Here is a 15,887-nt window from a genome sequence, read left to right as displayed (position 1 = left end):
GGCCGGAAAGCGTCATGCACGGTGAAGGAGAATCAGTGCGACCTCTCACGCGACTGCGCGTTGCCACGATGGGCGCGGGTCTCGCCGCCACGCTCGGAGCCGGTCTGCTGGTGGCGCCCGCCGCGCAGGCTCTGCCGCCCGACCAGGCCATGGTCTACGTCAAGCGGGTCAAGCCGATCCAGACGGTGACCGCCAGGGTCAGGATCAAGGATCACAAGGGCCGGAACTACCCGATCAAGGTGTCCGTCACCTTCCGCTACATCAACTCGAAGACCGCGCAGATGCGGACCATCGTGCTGCGCGAGAACGGTTTCCCCAAGGGCACCTGCATCTACCCGGACCTCGCCCTGACGACGTCGAGCTGGAAGGCGCTGCGCAACAAGCACGGCATCCTCTGCGACGGCGGGTACAAGGCGTACACGGTCATGAGGACCCTCAAGGTGCGCCAGGCCCGTAACCTCGGGCAGCTCTGGATCCGCACGCCCAACCCGCCCCACCCCGGCTGCTGCGGCGCACGGCAGTACACCATCCAGTACAACATCGCGGCCAGGTAATACCGGACATCCGTCCAGAACCGCCTTGCATGACAAAGGAGAACAGGTGCGACCTCTCACGCGACTCCGCGTCTCGACGATCGGAGTGGCTCTCGTCGCCGGCCTCGGTGGCGGCCTGCTGGTGTCACCCGCCGCGCACGCCGCGCCCGACCAGAAGATCAGCTACGTCAAGCGCATCAAGGCGATCCAGTCCGTGGTCACCACGGTCAGCATCAAGGATCACAGGGGCCGGAACTACCCGATCAAGGTGACCGCGACCTGGGCCTACAAGTCGTCCACGTCCGCGCAACTGCGCAGCATCGTGATCCGCGAGGCCGGCTTCCCGAAGGGCGCCTGCATCTTCCCCGACCTCTCCTTGACGACCTCGAGCTGGGAGGCCCAGCGAGGGCGGTACGGCAAGATCTGCGACGGCGGCAAGAAGGCGTACTCGGTGATGAGGACCCTCAAGGTACGCAGGGGAAGCTTCGGCCAGCTGTGGATCCGCACGCCCAACCCGCCCCACCCCGGCTGTTGCGGCGCACGGCAGTACACCATCCAGTACAACCTCGCCAAGTGAGCGCCCCGGCCCGATAAGGGTTGGAGGACGGCGGCCTGGAGTCGCTAGCGTGCCCTCGTGACGCGAACGCATGAGCGGTACGTGGACTCCGGACCGGTACGGATATGGACGGAGCGCATCGGGCAACCCGACGATCCCGCGGTCGTGATGGTCATGGGGTCCGCCGCGCAGGGCGTCAGCTGCCCCGATGCGCTCGTCCACCGGCTGGTCGAACGGGGCGCGCAGGTCATCAGGTACGACCATCGCGACACCGGCAGGTCCGGCCTCGTCGACTTCGACGCGCACCCGTACACGATCGGCGACATGGCACGCGACTGCCTGGCCGTGCTGGACGGCCACGGGCTCGACGCGGCGCACGTGGCCGGCACGTCCCTGGGCGGCATGATCGCGCAGTGGCTGGGCGTGCACGCGCCGGACCGGGTCAGGTCGCTCACCATCATGTCCAGCTCGCCGATGGGGCATGACCCGGCTCCGGTGTGGGAGCGGGCGCAGGCGGGCGAGCCGGCCGACCCGGACGATCTGCCGCCGCCGTCCCCGGAGTTCCTCGCGCACATGGCGGCCGGGCTGCCGCCGGGCGTGGAGTCGGACGTGGCGCTGTTCCGGATGTTCAACGGGCCGGTCAGGCCGTTCGACGAGCAGGCCGCCCGGGCGATGCTGGAGCTGGCGCTGTCGCGGGCCACCGATCCCGGCGCGGCGGCCAACCACCACCGGGCCGTCTGGCGGGACGATCCCACCCTGAAGGCCCCCTTGTCGTCGATCACCGCGCCGACCTCGATCGTGCACGGCGACCGGGACCCGCTCTACCCGCTCGCGCACGCCGAGGCGCTGGCGGCGGCCATCCCCGGCGCGGTCCTGCACGTCGTGCCCGGCATGGGGCACGTCATGACGTCACCTGGCCTGCCCGAGGAGGTCGCCGACCTCGTCCGCCTGTGACCGTTCGAAGACGAGCTGGGTGCGGCGGACGGCGCGCACGCCGTACACCTGCGCGATCAGGCCGGGGGTGAGCACCTCGCCGGGCGGGCCGCCGGCGACGATGCGGCCGGCGTTCATCACGTACAGGCGGTCGCAGAAGGCGGCGGCCTGGTTGAGGTCGTGCAGCACGGCCAGGGTGGCGAGGCCCAGCTCGCGTACCAGATGCAGGAGGTCGAGCTGGTGGCGGATGTCGAGGTGGGCGGTGGGCTCGTCCAGCAGGAGCAGCCGCGTGTCCTGCGCGAGCGCCCGCGCCAGCAGCACGCGCTGCTTCTCGCCGCCTGACAGCGTCGCGAAGATCCGCCCGGACGCCTCGGCCAGGCCGACGCGGCCGAGCGCGCGCCCACACAGCTCCTCGTCCACAGAGGCATCGGCCCGGTACGGCGTGCGCCCCATCCGGACGATCTCCGCCACCGTGAAGTCCAGGTCGGCCGGCGTCTCCTGCGCCACGACGGCGGTCCTGCGCGCGGCCTCGCGGGCCGGCAGCCGGTGCACGTCGTCGCCGTCGACGGCGATCAGCCCGGCCGAGGGCCGCAGCGCCCGGTAGATCGAGCGCAGCAGCGTGGACTTGCCGCACCCGTTCGGCCCGACCAGCGCCACGAACTCGCCGTCGCCCACCTCCAGCGCGGCGTCGTGCACGATCGGCGTGCCCTCGACCGCGACGGACACCCCGTTCAGCGCCAGCCTCACGTGACGCTCACCTCCCGGTCCGCGGACCTGCGGCGCAGCAGCCACAGGAAGAACGGCACCCCGAACAGCGCCGTCACGATGCTGAGCGCCAGCTCCTGCGGCGCGTTGACGGTCCGCGCCGCCACGTCCACGAGCTGCAGGAACGCCGCGCCGAGCAGCGCCGTCACGGGCAGCACCCGGCGGTGGTCGGCGCCGACCAGCAGGCGGGCGGCGTGCGGCACGATCAGGCCGACGAACGCGATCGCGCCGCTGGTCGCGACCAGCACCCCGACCAGCAGCGAAGTCAGCAGGAACAACGTCAGGCGGAAGCGGCCGACGTTGACGCCGAGCGAGACGGCCGTCTCCTCGCCGGCGGCGAGCGCGTTCAGCGGGCGGTGCTGCATCAGCAGGTACGTCACCCCCGCCGCCAGCACCACGGCCGGCACCGGCAGCAGGTGCCAGCGGGCCCCGCCCAGGCTGCCCATCAGCCAGAACAGCACCTGCTGCGCCGCCCGCCCGCTCTGCGCGAGCTGCAGCACGAAGGAGTAGGCCGACTGGAACAGGTACGCCAGCGCCACCCCGGCCAGCACCAGCCGCGACGGCGTGAGCCGCCCGGCCCGCTGCGCCAGCAGGTAGACCAGGCCCAGCGCGAGCAGCGAGCCGGCGAACGCGGCGGCCGACATCGACAGCCCGCCGAGCGCCGAGGCGCCCACGATGGCCACGAGCACCGCGCCGAACGACGCGCCCGACGAGATGCCGAGCAGGAACGGGTCGGCCAGCGGGTTGCGTACCAGCGCCTGGAGCACCGCGCCGACCACCGCCAGCCCGGCCCCGACGAGCAGTGCCAGCAGCGCGCGCGGCAGCCGGAACTCCCACACGATCTGCTCCTGCACCGGCGTCCACGTGCGCGGCACCAGCCCGGGGGCGAGCTTGTCGGCCACGATGCCCCACGCCTGCCCGAGCGCCACCGGCACCGCGCCGATGCTCACCGCCAGCCAGGTCGAGGCGACGACGGCGAGCGCGAGCACGGCCACGAGCACGGCGAAGCGGCTGCTGTTCACTGGTCGAACGCGTCCGGGTGCAGGAACCTGGCGATGTCGGCGACGGCCAGGAGGTTGCGGTAGCCGGGGTGCTGCGCGGCGACCGGCAGCGCGAGATAGCGCTTGTCCCTGGCGGCCGGGCTGTTCCTGGCGATCGCGAACGCCTCCTCGGCCTTGGCCGGCGAGGTCGGCATGTCCGCGCCGCGCAGCGTGGCGTAGTCGCTGACCAGCAGCGCCTCCGGCTGTGCCGCGCTGATCCGCTCGGCGCTGACCTCGGTGTAGTCGGCCTTGACGCCGGCCAGCACGTTCTCGCCGCCCGCCAAGGTGATCATCTGGTTCGTGACGCCCGCGCCGCCGTACGCGTTGACCGGGCCCTTGCCGCCGTCCGTGGCGAGCACCTTGACCGGCGTACGGCCCCCGACCCGCTGCTTCACCTCCGCCAGCCGCGCCTGGAGCTCGCCGGCCAGCTTCTCGGCCCGGTCGGGGACACCGAAGATCTTGCCGAGGTTGCGCAGGTCGGTGAAGGTGTCGTCGATGGTGAACCGCAGCACCTCCTCCGGGCTGCACCAGCCGCCCAGGATGTAGACCGGGCTGCCGGCCGCGTCCAGCTCCTCCACCGTGGCGTAGCCGCCGGCCGCGTCGAAGCTCGCCATCGCGTTGTCGAGGACGAAATCCGCGCCCTGGGAGAGCATGACCTCCTTCTGCGGCAGCATGATCGTGCCGGAGATCTGCGGGATCTTGTCGTACTGCTCCTTCTGCCCCGGCAGGAAGGCGCTCTCGCCGAAGTACGTGCGCCCCGCGATCCGGTCGCCCAGGCCGAGCGCCAGCAGCGTCTCCAGGCTCGGGTGGTAGCCGGTCACGACCTTGGAGGGCGGGCGGTCGAAGGTCAGCTCGCGGCCGCAGTTCTCCACCGTGACGGGGAAACCCGGTGCCGGGGGCTGCTCCTGCGCTTGCGGCGCGGGCTGAGAGCAGGCGGTCAGGGTCAGGGCCGCCACCAGGACGAGCAGTCTCCTCATGGGGCCCCATTCTGCACTTAATTCGCAACTGCCATCAAATCGCAACTAGGTGGCCGGTGATGTCCTGGCTGGTCGGCGCGAAGGTGGACATCCGGTCGGCGGCTCCGGGGCGGTGGCCAGTGGACGGGGGCGGACATAACGCTCTGGCTGGTCAATGTGGGGGGCCATAGGCATGCCTTCAGGAAGGTCCAACGGACCTCAAGTCCCTCACGGAGGCACTCGATGAATATGCATTCACGGCGACGCCTGACGTACGCCGCTCTGGCCGGGGTCATCGCGCTCGGCGGTACCGGGCTCACCGTCGGGGTCGCGACGGCTCAGCTCGGCGACGACGACCCCGACCTGACGATGGTGGAGGAGGCGGCCGTCACCAAGGACTCCCTCCTGGCCACCGCCGACGACACCGACCCTGGCGCGTCCGCCGACTCCGCTGACTCCGCCGACTCCGACGACGAGATCAGCGTCGCGGACGAAGGCGACGACGCCGAGGAGACGACGGACACCGACACCGACACCGACACCGACTCCGGGTCCGACGACGCCGAAGTCTCCGACGAGACCGAGGACGCGGAGGAGACGGGCACCTCGGAGAAGGCCGGGCAGACCATCGCCGAGGTCGAGCCGGACGAGGTCGAGGACACCGCCACCCCCCAGACGGCCGACGATCCCACCCGCTGCCCCTTCACCGTGACGTACAAGGGCAGCGTCCGGCAGATGCTGATCAAACGGGAAGGCGGGGCCAGGACGAAGGCGTACGACGCCGGTGAGCGGACCAGGAGCGGCAAGAGCCGCAACATCGTCACCATCGGCATCGGCTTCAACATGAGCCGCGGGGACGCCCGTACGATCATCAACCGCATCCTCAGCGAGACCAGCCCGCAGTCGAAGCAGGCCGACATCAAGTCGGGCAAGGCGTTCGACGACCTCAAGGCCGGGGTGACCGAGCTGACGGACGAGCAGGTGACGATGCTGTTCGAGGTCACGTACGAGGAGGCCAAGGACATGGTCACCCGGCGCGGCATCGAGAGCTTCGACAAGCTGCCCCGGGCCGTGCAGGCCGCGCTGATCGACGTGGCGTACCTGCGGCCCGGCAACATCAACGACATCGCCGACGAGGTGAACGCGGCGACCCAGGCGGCCCTGGCGGAGAAGCAGCCGCTGACCGAGGCCGACTACGAGGCCGCCGCCAAGCGGCTGGAGACGTTCGGTGCCATCGCCGCCAAGCGCGGCCAGGGCGGCAACAAGATCCGATTCTCGGAGGACGCGGCCATGCTCCGCAACAAGTGCTGAGCCCTCCGCAACCACGACCGCACCCACGACCGCACCCACGACCGCACCCATGACCGGGGTCGTGCCCGGGCCTCCTCACCGGAGCCCGGGCACGGCACTTTCTCATGCGCGGCGTTCCGGTCGCACGCGCGGCGTTCCGGCCCTCCGCACGCGTGCTGAGCTGGGCGTTGCCCGGCCCCCGCGGGCCGGCTGAGCAGTGCGGACAAGGACAACCCCGACGATGGCCAATGGATGCGGGCAATGGACATCGTCCGCCCCTGGATGGTCATTACCCGGCCCCTTAAGCAGGAGTGGCAGGAAACATCCGGACGCCACCCGGCGGCCCGGGGCGGCTCCCCGAAAGCCCGCTCCCGCCGCATACCGGCGTCACCATGAGAGGGGAAACCACCGTGAAAGCACCTTCGAAGCTTCGTATCGCGGCGGCCGGCCTGGCGGTCGGCGGCGTGCTGGTCGGCAGCGGCCTGACCGGCGGCACGGCGCACGCCCAGACGGCGGACCCGTTCGGGTTCGGCAGCCCCGGCGGCTCGGGCAGCTCGTTCGACTTCGGGCTCACCGCGCCGCAGCCGGCGCCGCCCGCGAGCAGCTCCTCAGGCTCGCTCGGCGACTTCCTGAAGGACCTGGGCAAGGACCTCGGCCGGCAGCTCGGCAACCGGGCGATCGACGAGCTGCTCAACCGCGACAAGAACAAGAACAACAGCGGCAACAGCGGCCAGTCCGCGCCCAGCACCTCGACCGGGCAGAGCGGGCAGTCCGCCGACGCGGGCCTGGCCCAGCAGCTGCCCAGCACGACCGCCGCGGGCAAGCGCATCCCCGAGCAGGTCGAGCGGGTCCTGCGTGAGGCCGGCATCAACTTCGTGGACTGGCTGGTCAAGCGGCAGCCGGGACGGGACCGTAAGGGTTACGGCTCGTTCGGGCAGCCCGACCGCTACTTCAAGCCGGAGCTGCAGCGGCAGTCGTGCCGGGTGCCCGGCAACGTCCGTCTCTTCGGCACGACCATGCGCAGCGGCCGGTTCACGCCGCGGGCGTTCGTCGGCGGCGTCAACCTGGGCCGGACGCTCGTCGTCGGGCCCAACACGTTCCTGGCTCCGTCCGGCAACAAGCTGAAGAAGTTCAGCACGGTCAACTACGTGTTCCTGTCGAACAGGGGCGCCGAGGTGCTGCGCCCGCAGCCGCGGGTCGCCGGCAACACCGTCCTCGAGGACCGCGTCCGCTACTCGACCGGCTTCCTGAAGAGGGGCGTCACCTACAAGGTGATCGTCCGCTATGTCAACACCTGCAACGAGCCCGTCGTGGACGTGCTCGGCAAGATCAGGCGTCGATAGCCGGGTGATTTTCGCGCGGCGGGTGGTCCTCTGAACGTGAGGGCCACCCGCTGGCATGTGGTCATCGTCATTTTTCGACGCCGAAGGGGACGTCCACGGGCCGCGTGACCGCGAATAGGGGCCGAAGTCAAATCGCCGGGGGCCGCGATTCACATAGGTCAGGGGGCACGATGATGCACCAAGGCACCACCACCGCGCGGGGCAGGCGGGAACGGCCGGTCCCGCCCGGCCCGCTCCAGGAGTTCGCCCAGGGGCTGCGCGACCTGCGGGCGGCGGCGGGAAACCCGAGCTACCGCGCCATGGAGCGCAGGGCGGGCTACTCGTCGTCGGCACTCTCCGCCGCCGCCGCAGGCGACCGCCTGCCGAGCCTGGCCCTGACGCTGGCGTACGTGGGGGCGTGCGGCGGCGACCAGGACGCCTGGAGCGACAAATGGCACGACCTACGCGCCGACCAGAACAACACCAGACCCCAGGAGACCGAGGCTCCCGCAGCCGGCACCGATCGTCCTGAAGGCGAGGCTTCCGCAGCCGGTAGTGGCCAGCCTGGGGTCGGGGCTTCCACAGCCGCTGCCGGCCGGCCTGGGGTCGGGGCTTCCGCAGCCGGCACCGGCCGGCCTCAGCAGGGTGGTGCTTCCGCCGCCGGCGGATCCGAGCCGGGGCAGGAGTCCTGTCGGCGGCCGTACCAGCGGTTCGTCAAGCTGTCGGCGCTGCTCGTGGCCCTGGGCGTGACCGTGCTGGCCACGGCCGGTGCGTTCCGTCATGACGTGCTGTTCCGTTTCCTGTCGGCGACCGGTGAGGTGGCGCAGGAGGGCGGGCAGACGGGCGAGCTCGGCCGGCCGGCTCAGCAGACGGGCGGGATCGGGCAATCGGGCGGGATCGGACCGGCGGCCGGGGCCGGACCGGCAGCCGGGGTCGGACCGGCGGCCGGGGTCGGACCGGCGGCCGGGGGCGGACAGGCGGGTGGGGGCGTGGGGCAGATGGTGGAGTCGGGCCGGCAGAGTGCGCCTTCCTTCACCGCCGTCGCCGGGCCGAGCTGTCCGCGCGACACCACGAGGAGCGTCCGCATCGAGGCGTTGCCCGGCCGCGATGGCTGGAAGGACGCCGCATCCTCCGGCTGGCGGGGCGCCGGCTGCGGGGACGGCTTCCTGTTCTCGGAGCTGCGCGGCGATGAGCGGCGCGGCGCCGAGCCGGCCGAGCCGGCGCGGCGGAACGTCTTCCAGTGGCGCTTCACCACCGGCCTGCCGGGGCCGCGCCACTGCACGCTGTCCGTCCACGTCCCGAAGTCGGGGCTGGCCGGGCAGCGGGTCTGGTACACGGTGCGCGACGGCTTCGACGAGGAGGCGCGCACGGTGGGGGAGTTCACGCTCGACCAGCGCGTACGGCAGGGCCAGTGGGTGCCCGCGCCGGCGCCTCTGGTCATCACCGGCGGGCTGGTGATGGTCGAGATCGCCGATGACGGCCACGGCAACACCACCGGCAACCAGGCCATGGCGGCCGGCCCGGTCCGGCTCTCCTGCCCGTGACCACAGGGACCGACACGATCGTTGGGGGCACGATGACGAGGAACGACACGATCAGGAGGACGCCGCGCGGCGGCCCGCGAGGACGGCACGCACGCCCGGTCGCGCCCGACCCGCTGCAGGAGTTCGCACGGGGCCTGCGCGAGCTGCGGGCGTCGGCGGGCGGCCCGAGCCTGCGCGCCATGCGCCGCAGGACCGGCCACCCCGTGGCCGAGCTGTCCGCCGCCGCATCAGGCGACGCACTGCCCACCTTGAAGACGACGCTCGCCTACGTGGCGGCATGCGGCGGCGACCGCGCCGAGTGGACGAGAAAGTGGCACGTCCTCAACGCCCTCCTCCAGGTGGGCGACACCGACCGCGCCTACGAAACCGTCCACTACCCCCGCTCCACCCCGAGCCACCGACCCCCGCAGCCGCTGCCCGCCACGGGAAACCCGGCCGGGCCGGCCGTCGCTGGAGGCGTGCCTGTGCCGCCGGCGGACGCCGGAGCGCGCTCGGCCGCTGAGCCGCCTCCTGCCAGGAGGCGCAGGATCCGGCCGTGGGTGGTGGTGGCTGTCGTGGCGCAGTTGGCCGTGCCGGGGGCGTTGCTGGTGTATCAGAACCAGGCGTCCACGGCCGTCTCGGCGGCGGGGGGCCGGGACGTGGCGCCGGCCGCTGAGGCCGGCCGGGCATCCGAGAGTCAGGCATCCGAGAGTCAGGCATCCGAGGGCCGGGGACCCGAGGGGCGTGCATCCGAGGGGCGTGCATCCGAGGGCCGGGGATCCGAGGGGCGTGCATCCGAGGGGCGTGCATCCGAGAGGCGGTTGCCGGAGAGCCGGGCGTCGGAGAGTCCGTCGACGGCGAGCGCCGAGCCCCGGACGGTCAAGCCGGCCTTTCTGGCGGTCGCCGGGCCTTCCTGCCCGCGTGACGCCAGGAGGAGCGTCCGCATCGACGGTCTGCCGGGCCGGGACGGGTGGAAGGACGCCCGCGCCCCGGGTTACACCGGGGCGGGGTGCAGTGACGGGTTCCTGTTCTCGGAGCTGACGTACGACCCGGCGGCGCAGCCGCACCCGCGCAACGTCTTCCAGTGGCGCTTCACCACCGGGCTGGACGGTCAGCACCAGTGCTTCGTCGGCGTCTACATCCCGCAGACCGGGTTCGCCGGGCAGCGCGTCTGGTACACGGTGAAGGATGGTTTCGACCAGGACGCCCGTACGGTCGCGGAGTTCACCCTCGACCAGCGCATGCGGCGCGGCAAGTGGGTCGCCGCGCCGACCCCCGTCGTGATCGGCACGGGGCTGGCGATGGTGCGGATCACCGACACCGGCATGGGCAACGCGACCGGCGACCAGGCCATGGTCGCCGGCCCGGTCCGCCTCGCCTGCCTCTGATACGTCAGCGAGGGCGATGGGCCCGGATGTCGACCGGGCGGTCGTCGGGGTCGCGAGCCGTCATCGTCCACTGCGTCGGCAGGGTCTCGATCTCCCCGACGGGCTGCCCGGCCGCCAGGATCCGTTCGCGGAGGCCGGCCAGCCGCTTGTAGGTGGCCACGCGCAGCCCCCAGCCCGCCCGGTTCAGCGGATCGAGGGAGGGGACAGGCGCGGCGGAGGTCTCGACGATCATGAGATGGTCGGCCCCGCCCACGTCGAGGACCGCGACCCGCGGATCGGCGGCGGTGGCGGCCCGCTCGAAGGCGAGCGTCGCTCCGAGCAGATCGGTGTAGTACGCCACGAGCCGGTCGAGGTCGGTGGTGGACAGCGTCAGATGGTTGATGCCAAGGAGATCGGTCATGATCCCCGACCGTAGCCGAGCGCGGGAGCGTCAGTCGCGGAGCAGGGGGAGGAGCTGGGTGCCCTGGCGTTCGATCTCCGGCAGGTACGGGGTGTCGGACAGGACGAAGTGGGTGATGCCGAGCTCCTGGTAGCGGCGCAGCGACTTGGCGACGTCCTGGGGCGAGCCGACCAGCCACGTGGTGCCGGCTCCGCCGCCGCCGTACCTGCCCGGCGCGGTGTAGAGGTTGTCGTCGAGCACCTCGCCCCGCGCGGCCAGGTCGAGCAGGCGCTGCTGGCCGGCGGCGGGGTGCCGGTTGGGGTCGCGGAAGGTGCCGTCCTGCGACATCCTGGCGACCTTGGCCTCGGCGTCGGCCCACGCCTGCTCGGTGGTGTCGCGGACGAACGTGGTGATCCGCAGCCCGAACTCCAGCGGCGGCAGTTCGCGGCCGAGCCGGGCGCTGAGGGTCTTGAGCCGGTCGATGCGCTCGGCGACCCCGTCGAGCGGCTCGCCCCAGAAGAGCTGGACGTCGGCGTCCGTGGCCGCCACCCGCTCGGCGGCCTCGGACGCGCCGCCGAAGTAGAGCCTCGGATGGCGGCGCTCACCCCTGGCGACCGGGCGCGGCACGACGGTCGAGCCGGTGACCTGGAAGTGCTCGCCGTGGAAGGTGACGTCCTCCTCGGTCCAGAGCCGCCGCACGATCCGCAGGAACTCCTTGGTACGCGCGTAGCGGTGCGCCTGGTCGCCCTCGCTGTCGCCGTACGCGGCCAGATCGTCCTTGCCCGAGACGATGTTGATGAGCACGCGCCCGCCGGTCAGGTGGTCCAGGGTGGCGGCGGCGGAGGCGAACTTGGCGGGATGCCAGTAGCCGGGCCGTACGGCGATGAGCGGCTGGAACGTGGTCGTGCGGGCGGCGAGCGCGGTGGCGACGGTGAAGGTGTCGGGCCGCCCCCAGCCGGTGCCGATGAGCGCGCCCGTCCAGCCGTGCTGCTCCAGGGCCCGGGCGTGGTCGGTGAGGGTCTCCAGGCTGTTGTGGCCGGCCACGACGTCGTCGCCGCGGTGTCCTGGGTCGTTCCGGTTGGGGATGTACCAGAGGAACTCGAGGCTCATCGATGCGTCTCCATATTCCTAGTATTTGGATAGGAAAAGCATAAAATGAACGTACGCCGCCACGGAAGCGTCTGACGAGAAAGTCCTCAGGGCACCCAGAGCCGGGCGGGCACCCTCGTCTCCCGGTGTTTCCCGTCCTGATCCGGCTCGACAAGCCAGGCGTTGCGATCGGGCAGCACGGCCAGCGCCTCATGGAAGCGGGTGCCCACGTAGTGCAGGGCGACGCCGTCCTCGGTGGCGTACCCGGCGGGCAGCTCCCCCGCGCCCACGGCCCGGCGGAAGCTCGTCCGCCTGGGCTGGTCGCCGAGGTCGTCGTGCACGCCGTTGGAGAACGGCAGGAACCCCAGCCCGTCGGCCACCACGTCGAGCCGGTCACCGAAGGAGTCGGTCACCCCGCCCAGGTGCCAGCACAGGCTGCCCGCGCTCTGCCCGGCCAGCACCACCCCCGACTCCCAGCACTCCCGCAGGATCGGCTCCAGCCGGTGCGCGCGCCAGACCGCCAGCAGGTTGACCACGCTGCCGCCGGCCACGAAGATCACGTCCTGGGCGAGCAGGTGGGCGCGCACGTCGGGCACGTTCGGCTGCGTGAACAGCGTGAGGTGCGACAGCTCGGCGTCGCCGAACGCGGCGGCCCGCTCGTACCAGCCCTGGATGTGCTCGCGCGAGTCGCCGGTCGCGGTGGCGACGAGGCAGACGCGCGGCCTGCGGACGTCCGCGAGCCGCATCGCCTGCCAGATCTGGGCGCCGGGGTGGCGGTAGCCGGCGGGCGGGAACAGGACGCCGGAGCAGGCGAGGAGCTGCGGTTGTCTGATCATGGGCACCCATGCTCCGCCCTGCCAGGGACGGGCCGCAAGCGCTCAGGCGGGGTCGCCCTCGGCCTGCCGTACGGGCGCCGCGGGCCGGCGCATGGGGGTGAGCGCGGGGACGAGCACGAAACCGCTGGACAGCCGGGCCGGCATGCGCCGCAGCGAGATGCTCAGATCCTGGCGCGGCACCTCGTAGTCCAGCCTGGCCAAGCGCGGCGCGAGCGTGCGCAGCAGCGCCACGGTGAGCGCCTCACCGGGGCAGCGGTGCCCGCTCGCCGGGTCGCCGCCGCCCTGGGGGATCAGGTCGTACGGGCCGGGCTCGGTGCCGAGGAACCGCCTGGGATCGAACGTGTACGGATCCCGCCAGAACCGCGGATCATGGTGCTGCCCGTACACGTCGAGCAGCACCAGCGACCCGGCCGGGATGTGCTCGCCCCGCCAGTCGAGGTCGCGCGCCGCCCGCCCGCCCAGCAGCGGCGCGAACGGGTAGAAACGCCGCAGCTCATGCGCGAACGCCTCGGCGAACTCCGCGTCGCCGCTCGCCAGCCGCGCCCTGTGCTCGGGCCAGCGGTGCAGCGCGTGGGCCGCGTACGTGACGAACCAGGACACCGCCACGGTCGGCCGCAGCACGTTGAGCAGCTCCACCGCCGCCACGCGCGGGTGGAGCGGCCGGCCACCGGCGTCGCGGTGCACGGCCACCGCCTCCGCCGCCGAGCCGGGCGGCGCGTCCTCGCCGCCGTCACGCAGGTCGCGGACGAACCGCTCCAGCCACGCCTCGCGCCGCCGCCTGGCCTGCCGCGCCCGCCAGTGGCGCGGCCCGGACGAGCCCAGCCCGTCCACCATCGTCACCAGGTCGGCGGCCAGCTCGGGCAGGTCGCCGTCGTCCACGGCCACCCCGGCCCAGTCGCACACCGCCCTGGTGATCACCTCGGCCGTCTCGTCGAACAGCACCACCCGCCGCCCCTCCCAGGAGGCGACGGCGAGATCCCATTCCGTGGTGACGTGCGCGACGAGCGCGGCCACCGCGGGCGCGCCGAACAGCGACGTGAACATCGCCTTGCGCACCCGGTGGGCGGCCCCGTCGAGGCTGTGCACCGAGCCGTGGCCGAACAGCGTGCTCTTGACCGGCCCGGGAAGTGCCGTGCGCCGCTCCACGTTGCGCTCGTCGTAGAAGAAGCGGGCGGCGTCGGGCCCGCACAGCCCGGTGGCCCGGCGGCCGAGCAGCCGCGTGTGCACCACGTCGCCCGCCGCCCGCCTGCGGAGGCCGGGGAGCCAGGCGTAGCCCTTGAGCAACAGCATCGAGGTCTGGTCGACAACAGGCATGCGCCGTGCCTGCCCCGCCGGGCGGCCCGCAAACGGGTCAGCCGTCCACGGTCTCGGCGAGCGATCGGGGCCGCAGGTCGGTCCAGTGGGTCTCGATGTACTCCAGGCAGGCCGCGCGGGTCGTCTCGGGCAGCACGACCGTCCACCCGGCGGGCACCGCGGCGAACGACGGCCACAGCGAGTGCTGGTTCTCCGGGTTGACCAGGACCAGGAAACGGCCGTCCGCGTCATCGAAGGGGTTGGTCATCGTGGATCCTCTCTATGCCGGTCACCTGGCGAGGGCCAGGCGGTAGGTCTCGTCGCGGGTCAGCAGGTCACGGTGGGCGCCCTCGGCGGCGACGCTGCCGCCGTCCAGCACGAGGACGCGGTCGGCGGCGTCCAGCAGGGCCGGGCTGCCGGTGATCACGATCGTGGTGCGGCCGCGGCGCAGCGTGGCCAGGTTGCGGGCGATGAGCTGCTCGGTGACCGCGTCCACGGCCGTGGTCGGGTCGTGCAGCACGAGGATGGCGGGGTCGGCGGCGAGCGCGCGGGCCAGCGACAGGCGCTGACGCTGGCCGCCCGACAGGTTCGCGCCGCGGTCGCGTACGGGATGGTCGAGCCCCTCAGGCTGCAGGGCGACGACGTCGGTCAGCATCGACGCCTCGACCGCCGCCGCCAGGTCATGTCCTGTGCCCGCCGGGTCGATGTTGCTGCGCAGGGTGCCCGCGAAGATCTCCGCGTCGTACGGGTTCACCAGCAGGCGCTCGCGGATCCCGTCGATCGACAGCTCCCGCGTGTCCCGGCCGCCGACCCGCACGACGCCCTCGTACGCGCCGGGCGGCACCCGCGCCGCCAGGATCGCGACGAGGTCGGCCGCCGCGCGCTGGTCGTAGGCGGCGATCGCGACGAACGCGCCCGCCGGCACGTGGAACTTCAGCCCGTCGAGCGCCCCGTGACGGACGCCGTCCACCTCCAGCTCGCCGGAGCCGGGCGGCAGGTCCGGGCCCGGCGTCATCACCGGCGGCGCGGCCAGCACCAGCGCCATCCGGTCGGCCGAGGCCCGCGCGACCATCACGTACTTCGGCATCTCGGAGAACAGCTTGAGCGGCTCCATGATGAACTGCGCCAGCCCCACCGCCATCACCAGCTCCCCGATGGTGATGTCGCCGGCCAGGGCCAGCCAGCCCGCGGTCAGCGTCACGGCGGCGGCGAGGAGCGTGTTGAGCGCCAGCGCGGTGCCGGCGTACGCGCCACCGGCCTTCGCGACCGTGACCGCCTGGTCGCGCGCCCGCGCGCTGACCTTCCTGTACGACAGGAACGCCGCGTGCCCGCCGCCGAAGCCGTGCAGCGGGCGCAGGCCGTTGATCAGGTCGGCGACCTTCGCGCCCGCCCGCGCCACCCTGGCCTGCTGCTCGCGGGTGCCCGAGCCGATCCGGCGGGACAGCACGCTGAGCGCCGACAGGATCGCGACCGTGCCGGCGACCACCAGCAGGCCGAGCGGCAGGCTGGCCAGGCCGAGCGCGACCGAGGCGATCACCACCGCGACCAGCGAGCTGATCAGCAGCGGCACCACCTCGATGATGTCGGCGGTCTGGTCGGCGTCCTCGGTGGCGATGGTCAGCACCTCGCCGGACTTGAGGTCGGTGTCCCTGGCGACCGGCTGGAGCGCGCAGGAGGCGACCCTGACCCGCCAGCGGTGCGCCTCGGTCGTGTTGGCCTTCTGCAGGATGCGCATGCCGAACCGCCACGACAGCGACACCGTCGTGATGATCACCGCCAGCGCGGCGATCGACAGCGCCAGCGAGTCAAGGCCGCGCTCCTGCAGCGTGTGCTCGACGATCAGGCCGAGCGCGATGGGGAAGGCGGTCTCGGCCGCCTGGTACATCCCCATGAGCAGGGTGCCGGCGGCCATCGCGCCGGCGTTGCGGCGCAGCGCGGCGCGCAGCACGTCGGAGCCCGTACGGACCGGGCGCTGGTCGTTCAC

General features: G+C 72.5%; 16 protein-coding genes. 7 read left to right on the top strand and 9 right to left on the bottom strand.

Annotated elements, in window-relative coordinates; translation table 11 throughout:
• The first annotated feature begins 35 nt into the window (after positions 1–35).
• The 3 genes from AB0K12_RS21270 to AB0K12_RS21260 are packed head-to-tail and all read left to right on the top strand — an operon-like array spanning position 36 to position 2,043.
• Entirely contained in the window at positions 36–554 is a 519-nt protein-coding gene (locus AB0K12_RS21270) for a hypothetical protein (protein ID WP_364563587.1), read from the top strand.
• 46 nt (positions 555–600) lie between these two features.
• Positions 601–1,110: a hypothetical protein gene (locus AB0K12_RS21265; RefSeq protein ID WP_364563585.1), complete on the top strand. Its 510-nt coding sequence runs from the start codon at positions 601–603 to the stop codon at positions 1,108–1,110.
• Between the two features lie 57 nt (positions 1,111–1,167).
• Complete coding sequence (locus tag AB0K12_RS21260; protein WP_364563582.1) at positions 1,168–2,043, top strand: alpha/beta fold hydrolase; 876 nt, start codon at positions 1,168–1,170, stop codon at positions 2,041–2,043.
• On the opposite strand, the gene AB0K12_RS21255 is transcribed toward AB0K12_RS21260, so the two are convergent.
• From AB0K12_RS21255 to AB0K12_RS21245, 3 genes are read right to left on the bottom strand one after another with little or no spacing between them, the layout of a single operon-like run.
• Positions 1,999–2,769, bottom strand: a complete 771-nt coding sequence (locus tag AB0K12_RS21255) for an ABC transporter ATP-binding protein (RefSeq protein WP_364563579.1) — start codon at positions 2,767–2,769, stop codon at positions 1,999–2,001. The genes AB0K12_RS21260 and AB0K12_RS21255 overlap by 45 nt on opposite strands.
• On the bottom strand, positions 2,766–3,809 hold the full coding sequence (locus AB0K12_RS21250; RefSeq protein ID WP_364563576.1) for an iron ABC transporter permease: 1,044 nt from the start codon (positions 3,807–3,809) through the stop codon (positions 2,766–2,768). Before AB0K12_RS21250 ends, AB0K12_RS21255 begins: the two co-directional genes overlap by 4 nt.
• Entirely contained in the window at positions 3,806–4,804 is a 999-nt protein-coding gene (locus tag AB0K12_RS21245) for an ABC transporter substrate-binding protein (protein WP_364563573.1), read from the bottom strand. The genes AB0K12_RS21250 and AB0K12_RS21245 overlap by 4 nt, the downstream gene beginning before the upstream one ends.
• A 222-nt stretch (positions 4,805–5,026) precedes the next feature.
• Here AB0K12_RS21245 and AB0K12_RS21240 point away from each other — a divergent pair, with 222 nt between their 5' ends.
• From AB0K12_RS21240 to AB0K12_RS21225, 4 genes are all read left to right on the top strand, one after another.
• Positions 5,027–6,094: a hypothetical protein gene (locus tag AB0K12_RS21240; RefSeq protein ID WP_364563570.1), complete on the top strand. Its 1,068-nt coding sequence runs from the start codon at positions 5,027–5,029 to the stop codon at positions 6,092–6,094.
• A 389-nt stretch (positions 6,095–6,483) separates the two neighbouring features.
• Positions 6,484–7,416, top strand: a complete 933-nt coding sequence (locus AB0K12_RS21235) for a hypothetical protein (RefSeq protein WP_364563567.1) — start codon at positions 6,484–6,486, stop codon at positions 7,414–7,416.
• A gap of 170 nt (positions 7,417–7,586) precedes the next feature.
• Positions 7,587–8,939, top strand: coding sequence for a hypothetical protein (locus tag AB0K12_RS21230; RefSeq protein WP_364563564.1), 1,353 nt, complete (start codon positions 7,587–7,589; stop codon positions 8,937–8,939).
• 32 nt (positions 8,940–8,971) lie between these two features.
• Positions 8,972–10,306, top strand: coding sequence for a hypothetical protein (locus AB0K12_RS21225; RefSeq protein ID WP_364563561.1), 1,335 nt, complete (start codon positions 8,972–8,974; stop codon positions 10,304–10,306).
• Between the two features lie 4 nt (positions 10,307–10,310).
• Here AB0K12_RS21225 and AB0K12_RS21220 read toward each other — a convergent pair whose 3' ends face one another.
• The 6 genes from AB0K12_RS21220 to AB0K12_RS21195 form a co-directional block, all read right to left on the bottom strand.
• Entirely contained in the window at positions 10,311–10,706 is a 396-nt protein-coding gene (locus AB0K12_RS21220; protein WP_364563558.1) for a VOC family protein, read from the bottom strand.
• Between the two features lie 30 nt (positions 10,707–10,736).
• Positions 10,737–11,795 (bottom strand): LLM class flavin-dependent oxidoreductase, encoded by a 1,059-nt coding sequence (locus AB0K12_RS21215; RefSeq protein WP_364563555.1) that lies wholly within the window; start codon positions 11,793–11,795, stop codon positions 10,737–10,739.
• Positions 11,796–11,881: 86 nt separating this feature from the next.
• Positions 11,882–12,610 carry a peptidase E gene (locus tag AB0K12_RS21210; protein WP_364563552.1) on the bottom strand — a complete coding sequence of 243 codons (729 nt, stop codon included), beginning with the start codon at positions 12,608–12,610 and terminating at the stop codon, positions 11,882–11,884.
• A 42-nt stretch (positions 12,611–12,652) separates the two neighbouring features.
• The gene (locus tag AB0K12_RS21205; RefSeq protein ID WP_364563550.1) at positions 12,653–13,924 is read right to left on the bottom strand and encodes a cytochrome P450; all 1,272 of its coding nucleotides are present in this window, start codon (positions 13,922–13,924) and stop codon (positions 12,653–12,655) included.
• A gap of 37 nt (positions 13,925–13,961) precedes the next feature.
• Positions 13,962–14,171 carry an MbtH family protein gene (locus AB0K12_RS21200; protein WP_345404707.1) on the bottom strand — a complete coding sequence of 70 codons (210 nt, stop codon included), beginning with the start codon at positions 14,169–14,171 and terminating at the stop codon, positions 13,962–13,964.
• Between the two features lie 21 nt (positions 14,172–14,192).
• Entirely contained in the window at positions 14,193–15,887 is a 1,695-nt protein-coding gene (locus tag AB0K12_RS21195) for an ABC transporter ATP-binding protein (protein WP_364563547.1), read from the bottom strand.

The organism is Nonomuraea sp. NPDC049419 (assembly GCF_040676995.1).
GTDB lineage: Bacteria > Actinomycetota > Actinomycetes > Streptosporangiales > Streptosporangiaceae > Nonomuraea > Nonomuraea salmonea.
This window is presented reverse-complemented; position numbering and strand designations above follow the sequence as displayed.